The organism is Stutzerimonas sp. KH-1 (genome assembly GCF_054483855.1).
Genome location: NZ_CM137011.1, coordinates 3,991,471 through 4,011,832, shown reverse-complemented (window position 1 = coordinate 4,011,832; position 20,362 = coordinate 3,991,471). Strand labels below are relative to the sequence as shown.

The window sequence follows — 20,362 nt, the reverse complement described above, 5'->3', positions numbered from 1 at the left end:
CGACGCCCCTCTTCCGGCCGGAGGAGGGGCTTGGCTCAGCCGCGCCGACCGAACGCATCGCTTGTCAGCGTCCAGCCCGCCACCCGCTCGCTGAGGCTCAGCCCCAGTCCGAGCCGGGTCGGCACCTGGATGCAGCCCCCGCTGATCTCGAGCCGCTCCTCGAACAGCGGCTCCAGCCATTCGAAGTGTTCGACCCAGGCCACGTGTTCGTAGGCGGCCGCGAGGTGGATATGCAACTCCATGACGAAATGCGGCGCCAGCACCAGCCCACGTCGCCGCGCCGCCTCCGCCACCTGCAGGAACGGGGTGATGCCGCCGATACGCGGGGCGTCGTGCATGATTACATCCACCGCGCCGCGCTCGACGAAGGCACAGGCGTCGGCCGCACTGGCGAGCATCTCGCCGCTACCGACCGGGGTGACCAGCTGCGCGGCCAGGGCGGCATGACCGTCCAGATCGTGGGCATCCAGTGGTTCCTCGATCCACGCCAGCTCCAGCTCCTCCAGCGCGCGCCCCATGCGCAGCGCGGTGGTGCGGTCCCATTGCTGGTTGACGTCGACCATCAGCGCCACATCCGCCCCCAGCGCCTCGCGCAGCGCCCGCACGCGGCGCAGGTCCTCGCGCCGGTTTGGCTGGCCGACCTTGAGCTTGATGCCACCGATGCCGCGCACCAGCGAAGCCTCTGCGCGCTCGATGACCTCCTCGATGGGCACCTGCAGATAGCCACCGGAGGTGTTGTAGCAGGGCACCGCATCGCGCTGGGCGCCGAGCAGCTTGGCCAGCGGCAACCCGGCGCGGCGCGCCTTGAGGTCCCACAGTGCGGTGTCGAAGGCGGCGATGCTCTGCAGCGCCAGGCCGCAGCGGCCGATCGAGGCGCTGGCCCAGCTCAGCCGGCTCCACAGGCGGGCGATGTCGTTGGGATCTTCGCCCAGCAGCAGCGGCGCCAGCTCGCGGGCATGGGCATATTGCGCCGGCCCGCCGGTGCGCAGGCTGTAGCTGAAGCCGAGGCCGTGATGCCCCTGCTGCGACAGCAGCTCGACGAACAGCAGGCTGACCGACGCCAGGGGCAACTGTCGCCCGGTAAGCACCTTGGCGTCACTGACCGGACGCTGCAGCGGCAGCTCCACAGCACGCAGGCCGATCCAGCTGATGCGGTCCGCTTCATAGAGGTCGCTCATTCGTGTGTCGCCGCCTCGCCAGTCTGGGGATGCGCTGGATAATCCGCCGGCTGATTGATACGGTCCAATTCATTAACGCACTCGATTGATACCAGGAACGGATCAATGTTCGAACTCGCCCAGCTGCGCTGCTTCACCACCCTGGCCAGCGAACTGAATTTCCGTCGCGCCGCCGAGCGCCTGAACATGACCCAGCCGCCGCTGAGCCGGCAGATCCAGTTGCTGGAACACCAGCTCGGCGTCGCGCTGTTCACCCGCAGCACGCGCTCGGTGGCGCTCACCGCCGCCGGTCGCGCCTTCTTCGTCGAGGCCCAGGCGTTGCTCGACCAGGCCCACCGCGCGGCGCAAGGCGCGCGGCTGGCTGCACTGGGCGAGAGCGGCTCGCTGACCATCAGCTTCGTTGCCAGCGCGGTCTACGACTTCCTGCCGCGCGCCATCACCCAGGTGCGCCGCGAACGGCCAGGCGTGGCCATCAACCTGCTGGAGACCACCACCTTCGAGCAGCTGCAGGCACTGCGCGCGCGCCGGGTCGACCTGGCGGTGGTGCGCGAGCCGTTGCAGCAGCCGGGGCTGGTCAGCGAATGCCTGCTGCGTGAGCCCTTCGTGCTGGCCGCGCCGGTCGGGCACCCGCTGGCGCAGCATCCGGCGCCGACCCTGGCGATGCTCCACGGCGAGCCGTTCATCCTCTATGCCCACGGCGCCTGGCAGCCGTTCAACGAGCTGCACACCGGGCTGTTCCGGGCCAGCGGCATCCAGCCCGACTACGTGCAGTCGCTGGGCTCGACGCTGACCATCCTCTCGCTGGTGAACGCTGGCCTCGGCCTGGCACTGGTGCCACGCGGGGCCAGCGCGATCCGCTTCCAGCAGGTTTGCTTTCGCGAACTGCCGCTCCCGCCGGGCATCTGCGCCGAGCTGCACCTGGCCTGGCGCGACGACAACGACAACCCGGCGCTGGAGGCGGCGCGCGATGCCGTGCGCCAGGCGGCCGGCGATACTGCCCAGAACCTGCCGCCGATCTAGCTGCAGCAGGCAAACCAGGCAGGCCGCCGCTCGCTCCGTGTCGCCTGAACGGCTCGCTCGCCTCGATGCTGCCCGCTGCACCTACGCTGTACCGGCCGATTGGTGCGCAACTGAACTGTTGCGCCGATCGAACTGGTCTTAATCTGGCCGGCCGGGCAATGCACGGACAGCTCCGCCAGTCCGGTGCGCTCAACTGGAGAACTTGCATGACCGACACAGAAACCGAGTTGCATCATGTCGACCGGCGCATGGTCTGGACCGGTTTTCGCCAGCTCGCGCCGATCTCCATCTTCGTCACCCTGTTCGGTGCTGCCTTCGGCCTCGCCGCGGTGCAGACCGGATTGGACGATTCGGTGATCCTCACGATGAGCGCGCTGGTGTTCGCCGGCGCCTCGCAGTTCGCCGCGTTGGAGCTGTGGGGCACTCAGGTGCCGCTGTTCACCCTGATGGTCACGGTGTTCGCCATCAACGCCCGCCACCTGCTGATGGGCGCCACGCTCTACCCCTGGCTACGCCAGCTGCCGCCGGGCCGGCGTTACGGGGTGATGCTGGTCGCCTCGGACGCCAACTGGGCGATGGCCATGCAGGCGTTCAACCGCAACCGCCCCGGCTTCGGCCTGCTGCTCGGTGGCGGCCTGGCGCTCTGGTCGTTCTGGGTAGTCGGCAGCTGGCTGGGCATCCATTTCGGCAGCGCCGTCAGCGATCCGAAGCGCTTGGGGCTGGACATGGTGATGGGTTGTTTCCTGCTGGCGATGGTGGTCGGCGGCGAGAAGAACCTGCGCATGCTGGTGATCTGGAGCGTGGCAGCCGCCGCCTCGCTGCTCGCCTTCTGCTACCTGCCGGAGAACAGCCACGTGGTGGTGGGCGCGCTGGCCGGTGGCGCGATGGGGCTGCTGTGGCAGGAGAAAGCGCGTGAATCTTGATGCGACGGGCGCCGGCGCGCTGATCGTGGTGCTGGTCATGGCACTGGTGACCCTGGCGACGCGCTGGGGCGGCGTGTTCGTCATGGCCTTCGTGCCCATCAGCGACCGCGTCCGGCAGTTCATCACCGCCATGTCCGGTTCGGTGCTGGTGGCGATCGTCGCGCCGATGGCATGGCAGGGCGACAGCGGCGCCCGTCTGGCGCTGTTGGCCACAGCAGTGACCATGCTGGTGCTGAAGAAACCGCTGCCAGCGATTGCCGCCGGTATTCTCGCCGCTGCGCTGGTCAGGCAGTTCTGAGCGGCAGCGGCCGATCATGGCTGCTCAGGACACCCTTCTGCAGTCTCCCTAGCAGTCATTACGGTGAGCAGCAGCAGCGCTTCGGCATTGTTCTGGCCGCGCGCCAGCCTTGTCGCAAACCTTGCTTCCGGATAGTCATCATACAACCATCAAAAAATATTACTGCCACCGCCGCGCTTCTGTCGATCTCGTGCATCGCGCCTCCGAAGCGCTCTGTGACAGCGTTTCAGTCTGGTCAACTCACCGCAAGTGCCGCTGGCACACGACATATCTCATCAGATACGACTTTAAGCGTGTTGACATTCACGTAGCTAGATGCTGATATTTGGCACATGTCATATGACAACAGATGACTAAAGAACAATAATGACAGGCACCTCAATGACTACCACTCCCAATCCCACGCTTGGCCGTCTTCTGCTCACCGGAGCGGCAGGCGGCCTTGGTAAGGTCTTACGCGAAAAGCTGCAGCCCTACGCCCGTACCATCAGACTGTCCGATATCGCGCCGATGGCACCGGCAGCCGGCGAGCACGAGGAGGTCGTGCCGTGCGACCTCGCCGACAAGGCGGCGGTGCATGCCCTGTGCGAAGGTGTCGACGCCATCGCCCACTTCGGCGGTGTCTCCGTCGAGCGGCCGTTCGAGGAGATCCTCGACGCCAATATCCGCGGCACCTTTCACATCTACGAAGCAGCGCGCCTGCATGGCATCAAGCGCGTGGTCTTCGCCAGCTCCAACCACGTGATCGGCTTCTACCCGCAGACCGAAACCCTGGATGCCCACGCACCCCGCCGCCCGGACGGCTATTACGGCCTGTCCAAGTCCTACGGCGAGGACATGGCGAATTTCTATTACGACCGCTACGGCATCGAGACCGTCAGCATCCGCATCGGCTCCTCGTTTCCCGAGCCGGCCAACCGCCGGATGATGAGCACCTGGCTCAGTTTCCGCGACCTCACCGAGCTGATGCGCTGTGCGCTGTTCACGCCAGCGGTCGGCCATACCGTGGTCTACGGCATGTCCGCCAACCGTGACGTGTGGTGGGACAACCATCTGGCGGCGCACCTGGGCTTCCAAGCGCAGGACAGCTCCGAAGCGTTCCGCGACAAGGTCGAGCAGCAACCGCCGTACAGCGCTGACGACCCGGCCGGCATCTATCAGGGCGGCGCCTTCGTCGCGGCCGGCCCCTTCGACTGATAGCCCCCCTTCGCCCGCGTACAACAACAAAGAGAAACGCAATGGCCAGTGAAGCTGAACTCATCGCCGACCTGCGCTGCGCCACCGGTGAAAGCCCGGTCTGGGTCGCCGCCGAACAGGCGCTGTACTGGGTCGACATCCCCAACCGCGAGCTGCTGCGCTGGAGCGCTGCCGACGGCCAGCTTTCCCGCTGGCAGGGCGAGCAGATGCTGGCCTGCATCGCCCGCCACGGCGACGGCTGGGTGGCCGGCATGGAGAGCGGCTTCTTCGCCCTGCAGACAGGCCCGGACGGCCGGCTCGACAGCCGCCCGTTGGCGACCATCGATCACCAGTTGCCCGCGATGCGCATGAACGATGGCCGCTGCGACCGCCAGGGCCGCTTCTGGGCCGGCAGCATGGCGCTGGACATGGCCGCCGGGCATCCGGTCGGCGCGCTGTACCGGCTCGATGACCAGGCTGCGCGCGGCCCGCTGGTGCCGCAGCTGGACGGCTTTATCGTGCCCAACGGCCTGGCCTTCAGCCCGGACGGGCGAACCATGTACCTGTCCGATTCGCACCCCAGCGTGCAGAAGATCTGGGCCTTCGATTACGACACGGACAGCGGCACGCCGACCGGCCGACGCCTGTTCGTCGACATGCTCGACCACCCCGGCCGACCCGACGGCGCCGCGGTGGATGCCGACGGCTGCTACTGGATCTGCGGCAACGACGCCGGGCTGATCCACCGTTTCACCCCCGATGGCCGCCTGGACCGCTCGCTCGCCGTGCCGGTGAAGAAACCGACCATGTGCGCCTTCGGCGGCTCGCGCCTGGACACCCTGTTCGTCACCTCGATCCGCCCCGGCGGCGATCTGAGCGACCAGCCGCTGGCCGGCGGCGTCTTCGCGCTCCACCCCGGCGTGGCCGGCCTGGAGGAACCCGCTTTCAGCTGAACAACCAGGGAAGGGCCGCTTGCCCGACCTCGCTACTCGCAACGCCGCACACCTACAAAAACAAGATGGAGAGTGTCATGAACCTCAAACACAAGCTGCTCGTTACCGCCCTTCCCCTGGCCTTCTGCCTGTCCGGCATCGTCCATGCAGAGATGACGCTGAAGATCGCCGAGATCCACCCGGCCGGCTACCCCACGGTGGTCGCGCAGGAAAACATGGGCAAGAAGATCGAAGAGGCCACCAACGGAGAACTCAAGTTCCGCATGTTCGCCGGGGGTGTGCTCGGCTCGGAGAAGGAAGTGGTCGAGCAGGTGCAAATCGGTGCGGTGCAGATGACCCGCGTCAGCCTCGGCACCCTGGGCCCGGTGGTCCCGGACGGGAACGCGTTCAACATGCCCTTCGTGTTCCGTGACAACGAACACATGCGCAAGGTCATCGACGGCGAGATCGGCCAGGAGATCCTCGACAAGATCACCAACTCCGAATTCAACATGGTCGGCCTGGCCTGGATGGATGGCGGCGTGCGCAACCTCTATACCAAGAAGCCGGTTCGCGAGCTGGAAGACCTCAAGGGCATGAAGATCCGCGTCATGGGCAACCCGCTGTTCATCGACACCCTCAATGCCATGGGCGCCCAGGGCGTGGCCATGGACACCGGCGAGATCTTCAGCGCACTGCAGAGCGGTGTGGTCGATGGCGCCGAGAACAACCCGCCGACCATGCTCGAACACAACCACTTCCGGGCCGCCAAGCACTACTCGTTGACCGGGCACCTGATCCTGCCCGAGCCGATCGTGATCTCCAAGACCACCTGGAACAAGCTCACCCCGGAACAGCAGGACATCGTCAAGAAGTACGCCAGGGAAGCGCAGATGGAAGAGCGCAAGCTGTGGGACGAGAAGACCGCCAGCAGCGAAGCCAAGCTCAAGGAAGAGGGTGTCGAGTTCATCGAGGTCGACAAGAAGCCCTTCTACGATGCGACTGCTCCGGTTCGCGAGAAGTACGGCGCGCCTTACGCCGAACTGATCAAGCGCATCGAAGCCGTTCAGTAATCCTCGTGCAAGCGCATCGCGACGGCCCGTGCCGTCGCGATGCAACCGGTGGAATCTCATGAAAAACCTGGTTCTGGGCGTCAATGACGCCATCTATCGTGCCTGCGTCATCGTTGCCGCCCTGGCGATCGTGATCATGGCGACGATCATCCCCTGGGGCGTGTTCAGCCGTTACGCACTGGGCCAGGGCCTCGGCTGGCCCGAGCCCATCGCCATCCTGCTGATGGTGCTGTTCACCTTCGTCGGCGCCGCCGCCAGCTACCGCGCCGGCGCGCACATGGCCGTGCAGGTGCTCAGCGATCGCCTGCCGCCGATGGCCCAGCCCTTCATCATCCTGTTCGTGCGCCTGGCCATGGCGGCCATCAGCCTGTTCATGCTGATCTGGGGCTACAAGCTGTGCATTGCCACCTGGAACCAGTACCTCAGCACCCTGCCCTGGATGCGCGTCGGTGTCAGCTACGCGCCGATTCCGCTGGGCGGCTTCATCACCCTGCTGTTCGTCATCGAGCAACTGCTGTACGGCGACCAGAGCAAGCGCCCGGTCGTCGATTACGAAGCCCGCGAAGAGTCCAAGGAGTCCGTGTAATGGATGCCGTCGTCCTGTTGGGCAGTTTCATCGTCCTTATCCTGCTACGCGTCCCGGTAGCCTACTCCCTCGGCCTGGCCACCCTGGCCGGCGCCTGGTGGATCGATATTCCCCTGCACGCCGTGATGATCCAGATCGCCGGCGGTGTGAACAAATTCTCCCTGCTGGCCATTCCGTTCTTCGTTCTGGCTGGCGCGATCATGGCCGAAGGCGGCATGGCTCGCCGCCTGGTCGCCTTCGCCGGGGTGCTGGTCGGCTTCGTCCGCGGCGGGCTGTCGCTGGTCAACATCACCGCCTCGACCTTCTTCGGCGCCATCTCCGGCTCCTCGCTGGCTGATACCGCCTCGGTGGGCTCGGTGCTGATTCCGGAAATGGAAAAGAAGGGCTATCCGCGCGAGTTCTCCACCGCGGTGACCGTCAGCGGCTCGGTGCAGGCGCTGCTGACTCCGCCCAGCCACAACTCGGTGATCTACTCGCTGGCGGCCGGCGGCACCGTGTCGATCTCCGCGCTGTTCGTCGCCGGCATCGGCCCGGGCCTGCTGCTCAGCACCGCCATGGCCACGCTCTGCCTGCTGTTCGCGCGCAAGCGCAACTACCCCAAGGGCGAAGTGGTGCCGCTGCGCCAGGCGCTGAAGATCTGCGTCGAGGCGCTCTGGGGCCTGATGACCATGGTGATCATCCTTGGTGGCATTCTCTCCGGTGTGTTCACCGCTACCGAGTCCGCCGCAGTGGCGGTGGTGTGGGCCTTCTTCGTGACCATGTTCATCTACCGCGACTACAAGTGGCGCGAGCTGCCGAAGATGCTGCACCGCACGGTGCGCACGCTGTCCATCGTGATGATCCTGATCGCCTTCGCCGCCAGCTTCGGCTACATCATGACGTTGATGCAGATTCCGGCGAAGATCACCACCGCGTTCCTGACCCTGTCGGACAACCGCTACGTGATTCTCCTGTGCGTCAACGCGATGCTGCTGGTGCTGGGCACGCTGATGGACATGGCGCCGCTGATCCTGATCCTCACGCCGATCCTGCTGCCGGTGGTGACGTCATTCGGCGTCGACCCGGTGCACTTCGGCATGATCATGCTGGTCAACCTGGGGATCGGGCTGATCACACCACCGGTCGGTGCGGTACTCTTCGTCGGTGCCGCCATCGGCAAGGTCACCATCGAGAACACGGTGAAGGCGCTGCTGCCGTTCTACGCGGCGCTGTTCGCCGTGCTGATGGCCGTGACCTATATCCCGATGATTTCGCTGTGGCTGCCGAGCGTAGTGCTCTGATCCAGCTCACGATCTGCTGCGCGTCGGCCCTCCTGCGTTAAAAACAGGCTCGGAACGCTCATTTACAAAAGTAAACTCCGCTTCCTCGCCTGTTTTTGCCTTGTAGGGCTCTAGCTCGCAAGATCTCACACACTGCCTGCTTCGCTGCATCGTTTGCCGAGATACTCGCCCAAGCAAAGCCGCCTTGTGGGCAGCGCCTCGTTTAAGGACGTATCGCCCTGCCATGTTAGCCACGCCGTTTCCACGCCACATCGCTGTACTGGTCCTGGCCACCCTGGCCTGTTCGTTCGCGGCCAACCACATCGCCGCGCGGATCGCCTTCGATCACGGCACCGGCCTGCTGCTGGCCATGCTCTGCCGCGCCGGCGTGACGCTGCTGGTGCTGGCGGCGCTGGTGTTCTGGCGGCGTGAATCGCTGCGCCTGAGCCCGGCCACCTGGCGCTGGCAGCTTCTGCTCGGCCTGCTGATCGCGGTGCAGAGCTTCTGCATCTATTCGGCGGTGGCGCGCATCCCGGTGGCGCTGGCGTTGCTGGTGGTGAACCTCTCGCCGATCCTGCTGGCGCTGCTCACCTGGCTCCTCGGCGGCCCAAGGCCGACCCGTCAGGCGCTGGCGATCATGGGTCTGATCCTGTTCGGCCTGGTGCTGGTGCTGGATGTGCCGACGCGCCTGTTGAGCGCCGAGGCACCGGATGGCCAATGGGTCGCCGGCATCCTGTTCAGCCTGACGGCCGCCGCGGTGTTCGCGGTGGCGCTGTGGGTGACCGAACACAAGCTGTCGAGCATGGCCGGTTCGGTGCGCAGCATGCTGACGCTGATCGTGGTATTCACCGCCTCCGCCCTGCTCGGCAGCAGCGGCCTGATTCCCGGCGGGCTCGACCTGCCCAGCGCCACTGCCGGCTGGATCGCCCTGGCCTGCCTGGTGCTGCTCTATGGTGCGGCCTTCTCGACGCTGTTCATCTGCATGCCGCGGCTGAACATCGCACGTAACGCGCCGGTGATGAACATGGAGCCGGTGGCCGGCATGGTGCTGGGCTGGCTGATCCTCGGGCAGGTACTCGGGACCATGCAAGTGGTTGGCGGGCTGATCGTGGTCGGCGGCATCGTGCTGCTGGCGTACCGCCGCTAGGGTTCGTGTAGAAGCGTCGCCCGCCGCCGGGCGCGGCAGCTGGCTGACGAGGCGCGGCGGTCAGCCGACCGTGCTCGCCTCAGCTTCCTCATGGGCCTGGCGCAGCCGTTCGCGGCTGTTGGTCAGATGCAGACGCATGGCGGCGCGGGCCGATTCCGGGTCCTGCCGAGCGATGGCTTCGTAGATCTGCTCATGCTCGCGGCCCAGGCGGGCCTGGTAGTGCTGCTGATCGTCATGGGCCAGGCGTGCGGAGTTGACCCGGCTGCGTGGAATCAGGGTGGTGCCCAGGTGACTCATGATGTCGGTGAAGTAGCGGTTGCCGGTGGCCTCGGCGATCTGCAGATGGAACTGGAAGTCCGAGGCCACCGCATCGCTGGAGTGCGCCGCGCTCTGGTTCAGCTGATCGAGGAAGGCACGCATGGCCGCCAGCTGCTCGGGCGTGCGGCGCTGCGCGGCCAGACCGGCCGACTCCACTTCCAGGCTGATGCGCAATTCGAGAATCGCCAGCAGATCGCGCAATGTGCCGATGGTCGCCGGGTCGATGCGCAGTCCGGTGGTGCTCGGTGTATCCAGCACGAACGTGCCGATACCGTGCCGTGTTTCCACCAGCCCCGAGGCCTGCAGCCGCGAGATCGCCTCGCGCACCACGGTGCGGCTGACGCCCTGTGCCTGCATGATGGCCGACTCGGTCGGCAGCTTGTCGCCACGCTTGATCACCCCATCACGAATCTGCTGCGACAGTTCGGCGACCAGCTCCTGGGCAAGACTGCGATGTTTGCGGCGGGCACGCGGTTGAGCGCTCTGGTTTTCCATGGGCGGCAATCTCTGAAAGCGGAAGCGACGCTTATCATAGCCCAGCAGTTGTACGATAACTATTGATCCATGGCATCCGTGTGGAAATAGCGCCCGTGCGATTGCCAGCTGCGTTAAGCCGGCGCGCTGCGACAGTGCCCCGCACGACAGCGGTTGGCCTCGTGATTGGGATCTTCCTGCATCAGTTTGCGGGTGACGCCGTTGGTCCAGCCGAAGCCGTCCTGCAACGGGTATTCGCCGCCGCCGGCGTGCTCGGTACAGGGCCGCAGCACGTATTTTTCCACCAGCTTGTTCTCGCGCTCGAACAGGTGACTGACGATGGTCAGCCAGCGCTCCTCGATCTCGAGCGCCAGGGCCTTATGGCCATAGTGCTGCAGGCCACGAATGGCCATCCACTGCAGCGGTGCCCAGCCATTGGGGCGGTCCCACTGCTCGCCGCTGCCGCTGATCTCGGTAGTGGCCAGGCCGCCCGGCGCCAGCAGGCGCTCACGTACCGTCGCCGCCACCGCCGCAGCCTGCTCGGCGCCGGCCATGCGCACGAACAAAGGCGCGAGGGTCGCGGCGGTGAGGTTGTCGCGCGGCCGGCCACGCTGCCAGTCGTAATCGAAATAGGCACCGCAACGCGGGTTCCACAGGTATCGGTCGATGGCCGCCCGGCGCGATTCGGCACGCTGGGCAAAGGTCTCGGCACAGCTGTGCTGGCCCTTCACCGCCGACAGCTCGGCGATCTGCCGCTCCAACTTGTAGAGCAGCGCGTTGAGGTCGATCGGCAGGATGCCGGTGGTACGGATGGTCGCCAGCCGGTGGGCGTCATCGAGCCAGCGCGAGCTGAAGTCCCAGCCCGACTCGGCGCCAGCGCGCAGATCGCGGTAGACCTCGTGCCGCGGCCGACAGCTGGCCCGCGCAGTCTCGACATCCTCGCGATAGGACTCCTCGCGCGGTGTGTCGCGCTCGTCCCAGTAGCGGTTGAGCACCACCCCGTCAGCCAGACAGACGCAGCGTCGATGCGTCTCGCCCGGGCGCAGCGAGTCGGCGCCGTCCATCCAGAAGGCATATTCCTTGCGCAGTTGCGGCAGGTAGTCGCTGGCGCGGTGGACGCCGGTTTCCTCGAACAGCTCGGTCATCAGGGCGAATACCGGCGGCTGCGAGCGCCCCAGGTAATAGGTGCGGTTGCCGTTGGGTACGTGGCCGTAGGTGTCGATCAGGTAGGCAAAATTGTCTGCCATCGAGCGCAGCAGATCGCAGTGTCCGCTTTCGTCCAGGCCGAGCATGGTGAAATAGGAGTCCCAGTAGTACAGCTCGGTAAAGCGCCCGCCTGGTACCACGTAGTCGTACGGCAGCGGCAGCAGCGAGGAATGCGCCGGATGTTCACGCGGATGGCGGGTCAGCACCGGCCAGAGCCGGTCGATGTGCTCGGCCAGGCTGTCGTCGGGGTTGGCGACGAACTCTCTGGCGGGCATCTCGTAGAGGCTGAAATGCTCGTGAACGAAGGCGGACAGATCGAAACCGGGCTCGTTGCAGCCGGCGCGGTAGGCCTCGAGGATGGCTTCGGGATGGCGCCGCGGCGCGCAGTCGACGAAGGTCTTGCTGTCGGCAAACACCCGCTGCATCTGCACGGCGACGAACAGCTCCTGGTAGCGATCGGCGGGGCTGAGCGTGTCGGCCCGCGAGATGGCGCTGGTGTCATGACTGAACGGATGGCTCGGGGGGATATCGGTCATTGCTCGCTGTAGTTCCATAGCAGGCCGCCATCGACGACCAGTGTAGTCCCGGTGATGTATTCGGCATCCGGTGAGGCGAGAAATGCGACGACTCCAGCGACGTCGTGCGGGCGGCCGAGACGGCCGGCTGGGATGTTCTGCAGCAGGTTTGCGAGCTTATCTGGCTGGTTCATCAACTCGCGGTTGATCGGCGTCTCCACCGCGCCGGGCGCCACGTTGTTCACCGTGATGCCCAGCGGCGCCAGCTCAATGGCGATGTTGCGCATCAGCATCTTCAGCCCGCCCTTGCTCGCGCAGTAGGCGGTGAAGTTGGGATGCGGCAACTCCTCGTGCACCGAGCTGTTGTTGATGATGCGCCCGCCACGACCCTGCTCACGCAGGTACTGGGCGAAGGCCTGGGCGAGGAAGAACGGCCCGCGCAGGTTGACGTCCAGAACCTGGTCGTAGTCCCCCTCCTGTACCTCGAGGAACGCCGCGTGCTTCTGCACCCCGGCGTTGTTGACCAGGATGTCCAGCCTGCCCATCTGCGCGATGCTCTCGCGCACCAGCCGGCGGCATTGCGCGACCTCGCCGACATCGGCGGCGATGAAGCACACCCGTCGACCGAGGGCGCGCACCTGCTTCAGGCTTTCGCGGGCCTCGTCGTCCTCCTTGCGGCCGTTGATGACGATATCGGCACCCTCCTCGGCCAGGCGCACGGCGATGCCGCGGCCGATGCCCTGAGTGCTGCCGGTGACCAGAGCGACCTGATTGTGCAAGCGCATTGCCGTCCTCCGCTCGCGCTGACCCGCGCGCTGCCGTCTCGATTAGCGATGCAGATGAGACGAGGGCAAGCGCCCGAGTGTTCCCCTTTGTTGATCGATCGGACAGTCCGTCGCGCGGGATCGCTCTGTTAGCTGACTAACCTTTCTCTCCTCTGGCCAAAGGCGCAAAATGGCCGGCTCTCCGCTGCTCGACGAAGGAAGTCATGGCTACCGCCAATCTGCGCAAGGGTTATCTGCTGGGGCTGGCCACCTTCAGCATCTGGGGCATGTTCCCGCTCTACTTCAAGGCGCTCGAGCAGTACGGCGCGCTGGAGATCGTCACCCAGCGGGTGATCTGGTCGGCAGTGTTCGGTTCGCTGGTGCTGCTGGTCTGGCGCCACCCCGGCTGGTGGCGCGAACTGCTGGCACATCCGCGACGGCTTGGCGTGCTCGGCATCTCCAGCGTGCTGATCGCCGCCAACTGGCTGATCTACGTCTGGGCGGTGAACCACGACCGCATGGTCGAGGCGAGCTTGGGCTACTACATCAATCCACTGGTCAATGTGCTGCTCGGCATGATCGTGCTGCGTGAGCGGCTGCGCCCGCTGCAGTGGCTGGCCGTGGCGATGGCCACCGTCGGCGTCAGCCTGCAGTTGCTGATGCTCGGCGAATTCCCGTGGATTTCCATGGTGCTGGCCCTGAGCTTCGGCAGCTACGGCCTGCTGCGCAAGCTGGCACCGGTGGCCGCGCTGCCCGGACTGGTGGTGGAAACCTGGATGTTGCTGCCGGTCGCGCTGGTCTGGCTGTTCTGGTTCAGCAGCGGCACGAGCACGGAACCTGCATTCTGGACCAGCACCGACGCGCTCTGGCTGATGGCGGCCGGCCCGGTGACGCTGATCCCGCTGCTCGGCTTCAACGCCGCCGCGCGCCACCTGCCGTATTCGACCCTGGGCTTCCTGCAGTACCTGACGCCGACGCTGCTGCTGATCCTCGCCGTGCAGCTGTTCGGCGAGCCGTTCCCGGTCGACCGGCAACTGGCCTTCTTCTGCATCTGGGCCGGACTTGCGGTGTACAGCCTGGACGCCTGGCGCATCATGCGCAAAAGCGCCGGCTGAGCACTATACCTGCTCGGCCGGCTGCAGCTTGAGCTCGACCATCAGGTCGTCGGCAAGGGTTTCCAGGCGTTGCTGCAGCAGCTCCAGCGACAGCTCGCTGGGCACCGCCAGACGCAACTCGGCGCGGAAAAGCAGTTCGCTGCTCATCGGCGCCGGCAGCACCTCGGTATCCAGGCTTTCCAGATTGACGCCGTGCTCGGCGAGTAGGTGGGTGATGTCGCGGACGATGCCCGGCCGGTCGTTGCCGACCAGCTCCAGCTGAATCTCCTGCCAGCTTGTTGTCGGCTCCGCGCCACTGTGGGCCAGCAACACGCGAATGCCCTGGGTCTGCAGGCTTTCCAGCGCGGCAGTCAGCTCGGCATGGGCGTCTGCCGGCACGGCCACCCGCAGAATGCCGGCGAACTGCCCGGCCATGCGCGACATGCGGCTCTCCAGCCAGTTGCCGCCATGATCGGCAATGCACTTGGCCAGTCGTTCGACCAGACCGGGCTGATCTTTGGCAATGACGGTGAGAACGAGGTGATCCATGGACTGCTCCTGTGGCGGGATTCGCGCGCCCGATGGCGACGGCCCAATAGGTATAGCAGGCCCCACTCGCGATGACAGCACCGCCTGTACCGGCATGCTCGCAAGGCCGACGCAACCTGCGCTTTCAGCGGACTGATTTTCCCCGACGCTTCATGTAGTATCCGGCGACCTCGGACTACAAAAGCGAAACCGTCCGGCGAAATTAGAAGAACCAAGTGAGGCGAGTAATGACTGAGCGCGTTCAAGTCGGTGGCCTGCAGGTCGCCAAAGTCCTGTACGACTTCGTGAACAACGAGGCGATTCCCGGTACCGGCGTCGATGCCGCCGCCTTCTGGGCTGGCGCCGACAGCGTCATCCACGACCTGGCGCCGAAGAACCGCGCCCTGCTGGCCAAGCGCGACGAGTTGCAGGCCAAGATCGACGTCTGGCACCAGGCTCGCGCCGGTCAGGCCCACGACGCCGTGGCGTACAAGGCCTTCCTGCAGGAAATCGGCTACCTGTTGCCGGAAGCCGAAGACTTCCAGGCCACTACCGAGAACGTCGACGAAGAAATCGCCCGCATGGCCGGCCCGCAGCTGGTGGTGCCGATCATGAATGCGCGCTTCGCCCTGAACGCGGCCAACGCTCGCTGGGGCTCGCTGTATGACGCGCTGTACGGCACCGACGCCATCTCCGAAGAAGATGGTGCTACCAAGGGCCCGGGCTACAACGAGATCCGCGGCAACAAGGTCATCGCCTACGCGCGCAACTTCCTCAATGAAGCCGCTCCGCTGGAAACCGGCTCGCACGTCGACTCCACCGGCTACCGCATCGAAGGCGGCAAGCTGGTCGTCTCGCTGAAGGACGGCAGCACCACTGGCCTGAAGAACCCGGCTCAGCTGCAGGGCTTCCAGGGCGAAGCCAGCGCACCGATCGCCGTGCTGCTGAAGAACAACGGCATCCACTTCGAGATCCAGATCGACCCGGCCAGCCCGATCGGCCAGACCGACGCCGCTGGCGTGAAGGACATCCTGATGGAAGCGGCGCTGACCACCATCATGGACTGCGAAGACTCCATCGCCGCCGTCGACGCCGACGACAAGACCATCGTCTACCGCAACTGGCTCGGCCTGATGAAGGGCGACCTGGTCGAGGAGCTGGAAAAGGGCGGCAAGCGCATCACCCGCGCGATGAACCCGGACCGCGTCTACACCAAGGCCGACGGCAGTGGCGAGCTGACCCTGCATGGCCGCTCGCTGCTGTTCATCCGTAACGTCGGTCACCTGATGACCAACGATGCCATCCTCGACAAGGAAGGCAACGAGGTGCCGGAAGGCATCATGGACGGCCTGTTCACCAGCCTGATCGCCATCCACAACCTCAAGGGCAACACCACCCGCGCCAACAGCCGCACCGGCTCGATGTACATCGTCAAGCCGAAGATGCACGGCCCGGAAGAAGTCGCCTTCGCCACCGAACTGTTCGGCCGCGTCGAGGACGTTCTCGGCCTGCCGCGCAACACCCTCAAGGTCGGCATCATGGACGAGGAGCGTCGTACCACGATCAACCTCAAGGCCTGCATCAAGGAAGCGCGCGAGCGCGTGGTGTTCATCAACACCGGCTTCCTCGACCGCACCGGTGACGAGATCCACACCTCCATGGAAGCCGGCCCGATGGTGCGCAAGGCGGCCATGAAAGCCGAGAAGTGGATCAGCGCCTACGAGAACAACAACGTCGACGTCGGTCTGGCCTGCGGCCTGCAGGGCAAGGCGCAGATCGGCAAGGGCATGTGGGCCATGCCTGACCTGATGGCCGCGATGCTCGAGCAGAAGGTCGGCCACCCCATGGCCGGCGCCAACACCGCCTGGGTACCGTCGCCGACCGCTGCCACCCTGCACGCCATGCACTACCACAAGATCGACGTGCAGGCGCGTCAGGTCGAACTGGCCAAGCGCGAGAAGGCGTCCATTGACGACATTCTCACCATCCCGCTGGCGAAAGACACCAACTGGAGCGAGGAAGAAAAGCGCAACGAGCTGGACAACAACTCGCAGGGCATCCTCGGCTATATGGTGCGCTGGGTCGAGCAGGGCGTCGGCTGTTCCAAGGTACCGGACATCAACGACATCGCGCTGATGGAAGACCGCGCCACCCTGCGCATCTCCAGCCAGCACGTGGCCAACTGGATGCGCCACGGCGTGGTGACCAAGGATCAGGTGGTCGAGAGCCTCAAGCGCATGGCGCCGGTGGTTGACCGTCAGAACCAGGGCGACCCGCTGTACCGCCCGATGGCGCCGGACTTCGACAACAGCGTGGCCTTCCAGGCCGCGCTGGAGCTGGTCCTCGAAGGCACCAAGCAGCCCAACGGCTACACCGAGCCGGTGCTGCACCGCCGCCGCCGCGAGTTCAAGGCCAAGAACGGTCTGTAACCCGCCAAGCCGCTGCAGAAAGAACCGCCCTTCGGGGCGGTTTTTTTATGCCCGTAATCCGTCCGACGGTCCTCAAGTTAGGCCTGTTACAACCGATAACGTGACCCGAACATCGTTTTCGGTCACACTTGCGCCACCAAAGTAGCATTTGGCCATCAACGTACTCTTCCTGGTACCCGTAGCCCCTGCACTGGAGTTCGCTGCATGCTGAAGAACCTCTCGCTGACCGCCAAGCTTTCCCTGGTCCCGGCCGTCGCCCTGCTCGGGCTCGTGCTGTATGTGGTCTACACCTCGCTGCAGCTTTCGGCGACCGACTCGCGCCTGGTCCTGCTGGAGACCCGCAGCTACCCGACCCTGGAAAAGGCCGACGCGGTGATCTTCCAGTTCTCCCGCGTGCCGGCGTTGCTGAACAATGCAGTGGCGGCGGGCGAGCCGGGCATTCTCGACGAAGCGCACGACGTGCTGCAGCAGATCGACACCCAGCAGCAGGCCTTGGCGTCGCTGCTGAGCGAGCAACGCCAGCAGCATCAGGCCCTGAGCGACTGGCGCAAGGCCGTGCGCGACTACGCCGACAATGCCCTCGCCGCCTCTTCCAAGCTGATCGACGGCAGCGCCTCGTTCGACGACCTGCGCCCCAGCCTGGACCGCATGGCCAGTGACCTGGCGCAGGCGCAGAAGCTGGGCAGCGATTTCCGTGCGCAGGCTTACGACGATTTTCAGCAGACCCTGGTGCAGACCCGCGAAGCCAATGCGGCGACCACCCGCCTGGGCATCATTCTCAGCCTGGTGCTGGTGGTGCTGGTCAGCCTCGGCGCCTGGCTGGTGATTCGCAGCGTGATGGTCAACATCCGCGGCGTGATCGCCTCGTTGCAGTCGATCGCCCGTGGCGACGGCGACCTGACCCAGCGCGTCAATGTCGAGTCCAACGACGAGATCGGCGCCATGATCGAGCTGTTCAACAGCTTTCTCGACAAGCTGCAGCGCACCATCCGCCAGATCATCGATGCCGCCGCCCCGCTGGGCCAGGTCTCCAAGGACCTCTACCAGCTCACCCAGGGCTCGGAGGAAAACGCCAAGTCGCAGCAGCACCATACCGATTCGATCAGCCGCGACATCCTGACCATGACCGGCAGCATTCAGGAAGTCGCGCAGCGCTCGCAGCAGGCGTCCGACGAGGCCAATTCCGCAGCGCGCCAGGCGGCGACCGCACGCGAGCACATCGGCAGTCTGTCGACCGGCATCAACGACCTGGGCGACAGCGTGATGGGCGCGGTCAAGGCCATGGAACAGCTGGAGGAAGAAACCCAGGAAGTCGGCTCGGTACTGACCGTGATCCGCAGCATTGCCGAACAGACCAACCTGCTGGCCCTGAACGCCGCCATCGAGGCCGCCCGCGCCGGCGAGCAGGGTCGCGGCTTCGCCGTGGTCGCCGACGAAGTGCGCAATCTGGCGCAGAAGACTGCTGCCTCCACCGCCGAGATCCAGCAGATCATCCAGCGCCTGCAGAACAGCGCCAACACCGTACTCAACGTGATGACCAGCAACGGCGAGAAATCCCGCGCCAGCATCGAGCGTTCCATCGAAGCCACACAGCTGCTGGAAGCCATCGCCGGCACGGTCAACCAGATCGACGAACTCAACGCCGGCATCGCCCAGTTCACACAGGAGCAGATCGGCCTGTCGAGTTCCATCAGACAAGAAACCCAAGTGTTGCAGCAGGACGCACAAGCAACCGCAAACGGCGCCGAAGCCACCGCCCGCCTTGGCGAACAACTGGTGAGTACCGGAGACCACCTGCGCGCGGCTACGAGCCAATTCCGTGTTTAACGATTTTTTGGAGCATCCAATGACTGCACTTCGTGTCGCCGGTCTGGCAGCTGTCTGCCTGGCCGCCACCCCTGCGTTTGCCCTGGAACAGGGTGAACATCGCTTCAACGGTTTCGGTACCGTCGGTTTCACCCATCTCGGCGGCGAAGATGACGGTCGCAGCTATGGCGTCCAGGGTCAGACCAACGATTCCTGGCGCGGCGATCAGCTGTCCAAGTTCGGTGCGCAGCTGAGCTACGGCATCACCGATACCCTCGGCGTAACCGTGCAGGCCACGGCCAAGGCGCAGCAGGACGAGTGGAAGGCCAACCTGGAATGGGCCTACCTGTCGCTGCAGGCCAACGACCGCCTGATGCTCCGCGCCGGCCGCCTGCGCAGCCCGGTCTACATGTACTCCGAAAGCCTCGACGTTGGCTACAGCTACCCCTGGCTGCGCCTGCCCGACGAGGTCTACAGCCAGGTTCAGGTGACCAACTACGAAGGCGTCGATGCGGTCTACACCATGCCGCTGTCGTACGGTTCGGTCACCTTCCAGCTCGCCGGCGGCCAGGCGAAAAACCGTGACTACTACGCCTACGACGAGCAGTTCGATATCGACTACGGCAAGCTGTTCGGCGCCAGCGTCAGCCTGGCCAGCAATGACTTCGGCACGCTGCGCATCGGCTATGTGGAAGCGGATATCAAGACCGACATCACCGGAACCGTTGACGCGTCCGACCTGGGCCTGAGCGCCAGCGAGCCCCTGTCACTGCTGAATCTGGACAAAGAAAAAGGCAAGTTCACTTCGATCGGCTACCAGTACGACAACGGCACCTGGATCAGCAGCAACGAGTGGACCTCGCGCCTGATCGAGAACGACGGCATGGAAGCGATCGACTCGTTCTACCTGATGGGCGGCCGTCGTTTCGGTGACTTCCTGCCCCACGTCACCTACGCACAGCTGGATGACAACGGCGGTCGCCAGAGTTCCTGGACCCTGGGCCTGAACTACCAGGCCGCGCCGACCGTAGTGATCAAGGGAGAATACAAGCGCGTCGACACCAAGAATGGCTATGACGGCGTGTTCACCCGCAATGCTCAGGAAGTGTTCGACAACGCCGCTTACGACCTGAGCGGTGGTGCGGTTGGCGCCCCGGCCCGCAACTACGACGGCGACATCGTCTCCGTCGGCGTCGATTTCGTATTCTGAGGAGCGTCCAGATGAAAGCATCCATTCGCATCCTCGGCGCTGCCATGCTGCTCGGCCTGGCTTCCCTGGCGCAGGCCGAAGTGGCCGTGATCGTCAATCCGGCCGCGGCCAAGGCACCGTCGCAGTCGGAAGTAGCCAACATCTTCCTGGGCAAGGACAAGTCCATGAAGGGCGTCGACCAGGCGGGCTGGAACCCAGCCAAGGAAGCCTTCTACGCCGGCGTGACCAGCAAGAACGAGTCGCAGCTCAAATCCTACTGGTCGGGTCTGATCTTCACCGGCAAGGGCCAGCCCCTGCCCAGCGTCGCTGACGACGCGGCGGTGGTGGCCAAGGTAGCCGCCGAAGCCGACGCCATTGGCTACGTCGACGCCTCGGCAGTAAACGGCTCGGTCAAGGTGCTGTTCACCCTGCCCTGAGCTCGATGAC

At 65.2% G+C, this 20,362-nt stretch carries 19 protein-coding genes; 14 read left to right on the top strand and 5 right to left on the bottom strand.

Translation table 11 applies throughout. The features are described 5' to 3' along the window. Window positions 1–35: 35 nt before the first annotated feature. Window positions 36–1,178 (bottom strand): L-talarate/galactarate dehydratase, encoded by a 1,143-nt coding sequence (locus ACX1DW_RS19240; RefSeq protein WP_458992163.1) that lies wholly within the window; start codon window positions 1,176–1,178, stop codon window positions 36–38. A gap of 105 nt (window positions 1,179–1,283) precedes the next feature. On the opposite strand from ACX1DW_RS19240, the gene ACX1DW_RS19235 reads away from it, so the two are divergent. The 9 genes from ACX1DW_RS19235 (at window position 1,284) to ACX1DW_RS19195 (ending at window position 9,592) form a co-directional block, all read left to right on the top strand. Next, window positions 1,284–2,198, top strand: a complete 915-nt coding sequence (locus ACX1DW_RS19235) for a LysR family transcriptional regulator (RefSeq protein WP_458992162.1) — start codon at window positions 1,284–1,286, stop codon at window positions 2,196–2,198. Between the two features lie 206 nt (window positions 2,199–2,404). Continuing rightward, on the top strand, window positions 2,405–3,121 hold the full coding sequence (locus ACX1DW_RS19230) for an AzlC family ABC transporter permease (RefSeq protein ID WP_458992161.1): 717 nt from the start codon (window positions 2,405–2,407) through the stop codon (window positions 3,119–3,121). Continuing rightward, window positions 3,111–3,419: an AzlD family protein gene (locus ACX1DW_RS19225; RefSeq protein ID WP_133455437.1), complete on the top strand. Its 309-nt coding sequence runs from the start codon at window positions 3,111–3,113 to the stop codon at window positions 3,417–3,419. Before ACX1DW_RS19230 ends, ACX1DW_RS19225 begins: the two co-directional genes overlap by 11 nt. A gap of 381 nt (window positions 3,420–3,800) precedes the next feature. Beyond that, a complete protein-coding gene (locus tag ACX1DW_RS19220) occupies window positions 3,801–4,616 on the top strand; it encodes an NAD-dependent epimerase/dehydratase family protein (RefSeq protein ID WP_133455436.1) in 816 nt (271 codons plus the stop codon). A gap of 41 nt (window positions 4,617–4,657) precedes the next feature. Then, entirely contained in the window at window positions 4,658–5,548 is an 891-nt protein-coding gene (locus tag ACX1DW_RS19215; protein ID WP_458992160.1) for an SMP-30/gluconolactonase/LRE family protein, read from the top strand. Between the two features lie 77 nt (window positions 5,549–5,625). After that, on the top strand, window positions 5,626–6,600 hold the full coding sequence (locus ACX1DW_RS19210) for a TRAP transporter substrate-binding protein (RefSeq protein WP_458992159.1): 975 nt from the start codon (window positions 5,626–5,628) through the stop codon (window positions 6,598–6,600). A 58-nt stretch (window positions 6,601–6,658) separates the two neighbouring features. After that, entirely contained in the window at window positions 6,659–7,186 is a 528-nt protein-coding gene (locus tag ACX1DW_RS19205; protein WP_243605691.1) for a TRAP transporter small permease, read from the top strand. Next, on the top strand, window positions 7,186–8,466 hold the full coding sequence (locus tag ACX1DW_RS19200) for a TRAP transporter large permease (protein WP_458992158.1): 1,281 nt from the start codon (window positions 7,186–7,188) through the stop codon (window positions 8,464–8,466). The genes ACX1DW_RS19205 and ACX1DW_RS19200 overlap by 1 nt, the downstream gene beginning before the upstream one ends. Window positions 8,467–8,689: 223 nt before the next feature. Beyond that, window positions 8,690–9,592, top strand: a complete 903-nt coding sequence (locus tag ACX1DW_RS19195; protein ID WP_458992157.1) for an EamA family transporter — start codon at window positions 8,690–8,692, stop codon at window positions 9,590–9,592. A 60-nt stretch (window positions 9,593–9,652) separates the two neighbouring features. Here ACX1DW_RS19195 and ACX1DW_RS19190 read toward each other — a convergent pair whose 3' ends face one another. The 3 genes from ACX1DW_RS19190 to ACX1DW_RS19180 form a co-directional block, all read right to left on the bottom strand. Beyond that, window positions 9,653–10,405 carry a FadR/GntR family transcriptional regulator gene (locus ACX1DW_RS19190; protein WP_133455430.1) on the bottom strand — a complete coding sequence of 251 codons (753 nt, stop codon included), beginning with the start codon at window positions 10,403–10,405 and terminating at the stop codon, window positions 9,653–9,655. Between the two features lie 113 nt (window positions 10,406–10,518). Beyond that, window positions 10,519–12,126: an alpha,alpha-trehalase TreF gene (treF, locus tag ACX1DW_RS19185; RefSeq protein WP_458992156.1), complete on the bottom strand. Its 1,608-nt coding sequence runs from the start codon at window positions 12,124–12,126 to the stop codon at window positions 10,519–10,521. After that, window positions 12,123–12,890 carry an SDR family NAD(P)-dependent oxidoreductase gene (locus ACX1DW_RS19180; RefSeq protein ID WP_458992155.1) on the bottom strand — a complete coding sequence of 256 codons (768 nt, stop codon included), beginning with the start codon at window positions 12,888–12,890 and terminating at the stop codon, window positions 12,123–12,125. The genes treF and ACX1DW_RS19180 overlap by 4 nt, the downstream gene beginning before the upstream one ends. Window positions 12,891–13,093: 203 nt before the next feature. Between ACX1DW_RS19180 and rarD the strand changes: the two genes are divergently transcribed. Next, window positions 13,094–13,984 carry an EamA family transporter RarD gene (gene rarD / locus ACX1DW_RS19175; protein WP_458992154.1) on the top strand — a complete coding sequence of 297 codons (891 nt, stop codon included), beginning with the start codon at window positions 13,094–13,096 and terminating at the stop codon, window positions 13,982–13,984. 3 nt (window positions 13,985–13,987) lie between these two features. Here rarD and ACX1DW_RS19170 read toward each other — a convergent pair whose 3' ends face one another. Beyond that, entirely contained in the window at window positions 13,988–14,512 is a 525-nt protein-coding gene (locus ACX1DW_RS19170; RefSeq protein ID WP_208216922.1) for a glycine cleavage system transcriptional repressor, read from the bottom strand. A gap of 227 nt (window positions 14,513–14,739) precedes the next feature. Here ACX1DW_RS19170 and ACX1DW_RS19165 point away from each other — a divergent pair, with 227 nt between their 5' ends. From ACX1DW_RS19165 to ACX1DW_RS19150, 4 genes are all read left to right on the top strand, one after another. Beyond that, the gene (locus tag ACX1DW_RS19165) at window positions 14,740–16,920 is read left to right on the top strand and encodes a malate synthase G (RefSeq protein WP_458992153.1); all 2,181 of its coding nucleotides are present in this window, start codon (window positions 14,740–14,742) and stop codon (window positions 16,918–16,920) included. Window positions 16,921–17,124: 204 nt separating this feature from the next. After that, window positions 17,125–18,747 (top strand): methyl-accepting chemotaxis protein, encoded by a 1,623-nt coding sequence (locus ACX1DW_RS19160; RefSeq protein ID WP_458992152.1) that lies wholly within the window; start codon window positions 17,125–17,127, stop codon window positions 18,745–18,747. A gap of 19 nt (window positions 18,748–18,766) precedes the next feature. Beyond that, window positions 18,767–19,936, top strand: coding sequence for a hypothetical protein (locus tag ACX1DW_RS19155; RefSeq protein ID WP_458992151.1), 1,170 nt, complete (start codon window positions 18,767–18,769; stop codon window positions 19,934–19,936). A gap of 11 nt (window positions 19,937–19,947) precedes the next feature. Continuing rightward, the gene (locus ACX1DW_RS19150; RefSeq protein WP_394375089.1) at window positions 19,948–20,352 is read left to right on the top strand and encodes a phosphate ABC transporter substrate-binding protein; all 405 of its coding nucleotides are present in this window, start codon (window positions 19,948–19,950) and stop codon (window positions 20,350–20,352) included. Window positions 20,353–20,362: the final 10 nt, after the last annotated feature.

Coding starts and splice junctions, on each gene's coding strand:
- ACX1DW_RS19240 (WP_458992163.1), bottom strand. CDS start 1,178: ATGAGCGACCTCTATGAAGCGGACCGCATCAGCTGGATCGGCCTGCGT.
- ACX1DW_RS19235 (WP_458992162.1), top strand. CDS start 1,284: ATGTTCGAACTCGCCCAGCTGCGCTGCTTCACCACCCTGGCCAGCGAA.
- ACX1DW_RS19230 (WP_458992161.1), top strand. CDS start 2,405: ATGACCGACACAGAAACCGAGTTGCATCATGTCGACCGGCGCATGGTC.
- ACX1DW_RS19220 (WP_133455436.1), top strand. CDS start 3,801: ATGACTACCACTCCCAATCCCACGCTTGGCCGTCTTCTGCTCACCGGA.
- ACX1DW_RS19215 (WP_458992160.1), top strand. CDS start 4,658: ATGGCCAGTGAAGCTGAACTCATCGCCGACCTGCGCTGCGCCACCGGT.
- ACX1DW_RS19210 (WP_458992159.1), top strand. CDS start 5,626: ATGAACCTCAAACACAAGCTGCTCGTTACCGCCCTTCCCCTGGCCTTC.
- ACX1DW_RS19205 (WP_243605691.1), top strand. CDS start 6,659: ATGAAAAACCTGGTTCTGGGCGTCAATGACGCCATCTATCGTGCCTGC.
- ACX1DW_RS19200 (WP_458992158.1), top strand. CDS start 7,186: ATGGATGCCGTCGTCCTGTTGGGCAGTTTCATCGTCCTTATCCTGCTA.
- ACX1DW_RS19195 (WP_458992157.1), top strand. CDS start 8,690: ATGTTAGCCACGCCGTTTCCACGCCACATCGCTGTACTGGTCCTGGCC.
- ACX1DW_RS19190 (WP_133455430.1), bottom strand. CDS start 10,405: ATGGAAAACCAGAGCGCTCAACCGCGTGCCCGCCGCAAACATCGCAGT.
- treF (WP_458992156.1), bottom strand. CDS start 12,126: ATGACCGATATCCCCCCGAGCCATCCGTTCAGTCATGACACCAGCGCC.
- ACX1DW_RS19180 (WP_458992155.1), bottom strand. CDS start 12,890: ATGCGCTTGCACAATCAGGTCGCTCTGGTCACCGGCAGCACTCAGGGC.
- rarD (WP_458992154.1), top strand. CDS start 13,094: ATGGCTACCGCCAATCTGCGCAAGGGTTATCTGCTGGGGCTGGCCACC.
- ACX1DW_RS19170 (WP_208216922.1), bottom strand. CDS start 14,512: ATGGATCACCTCGTTCTCACCGTCATTGCCAAAGATCAGCCCGGTCTG.
- ACX1DW_RS19165 (WP_458992153.1), top strand. CDS start 14,740: ATGACTGAGCGCGTTCAAGTCGGTGGCCTGCAGGTCGCCAAAGTCCTG.
- ACX1DW_RS19160 (WP_458992152.1), top strand. CDS start 17,125: ATGCTGAAGAACCTCTCGCTGACCGCCAAGCTTTCCCTGGTCCCGGCC.
- ACX1DW_RS19155 (WP_458992151.1), top strand. CDS start 18,767: ATGACTGCACTTCGTGTCGCCGGTCTGGCAGCTGTCTGCCTGGCCGCC.
- ACX1DW_RS19150 (WP_394375089.1), top strand. CDS start 19,948: ATGAAAGCATCCATTCGCATCCTCGGCGCTGCCATGCTGCTCGGCCTG.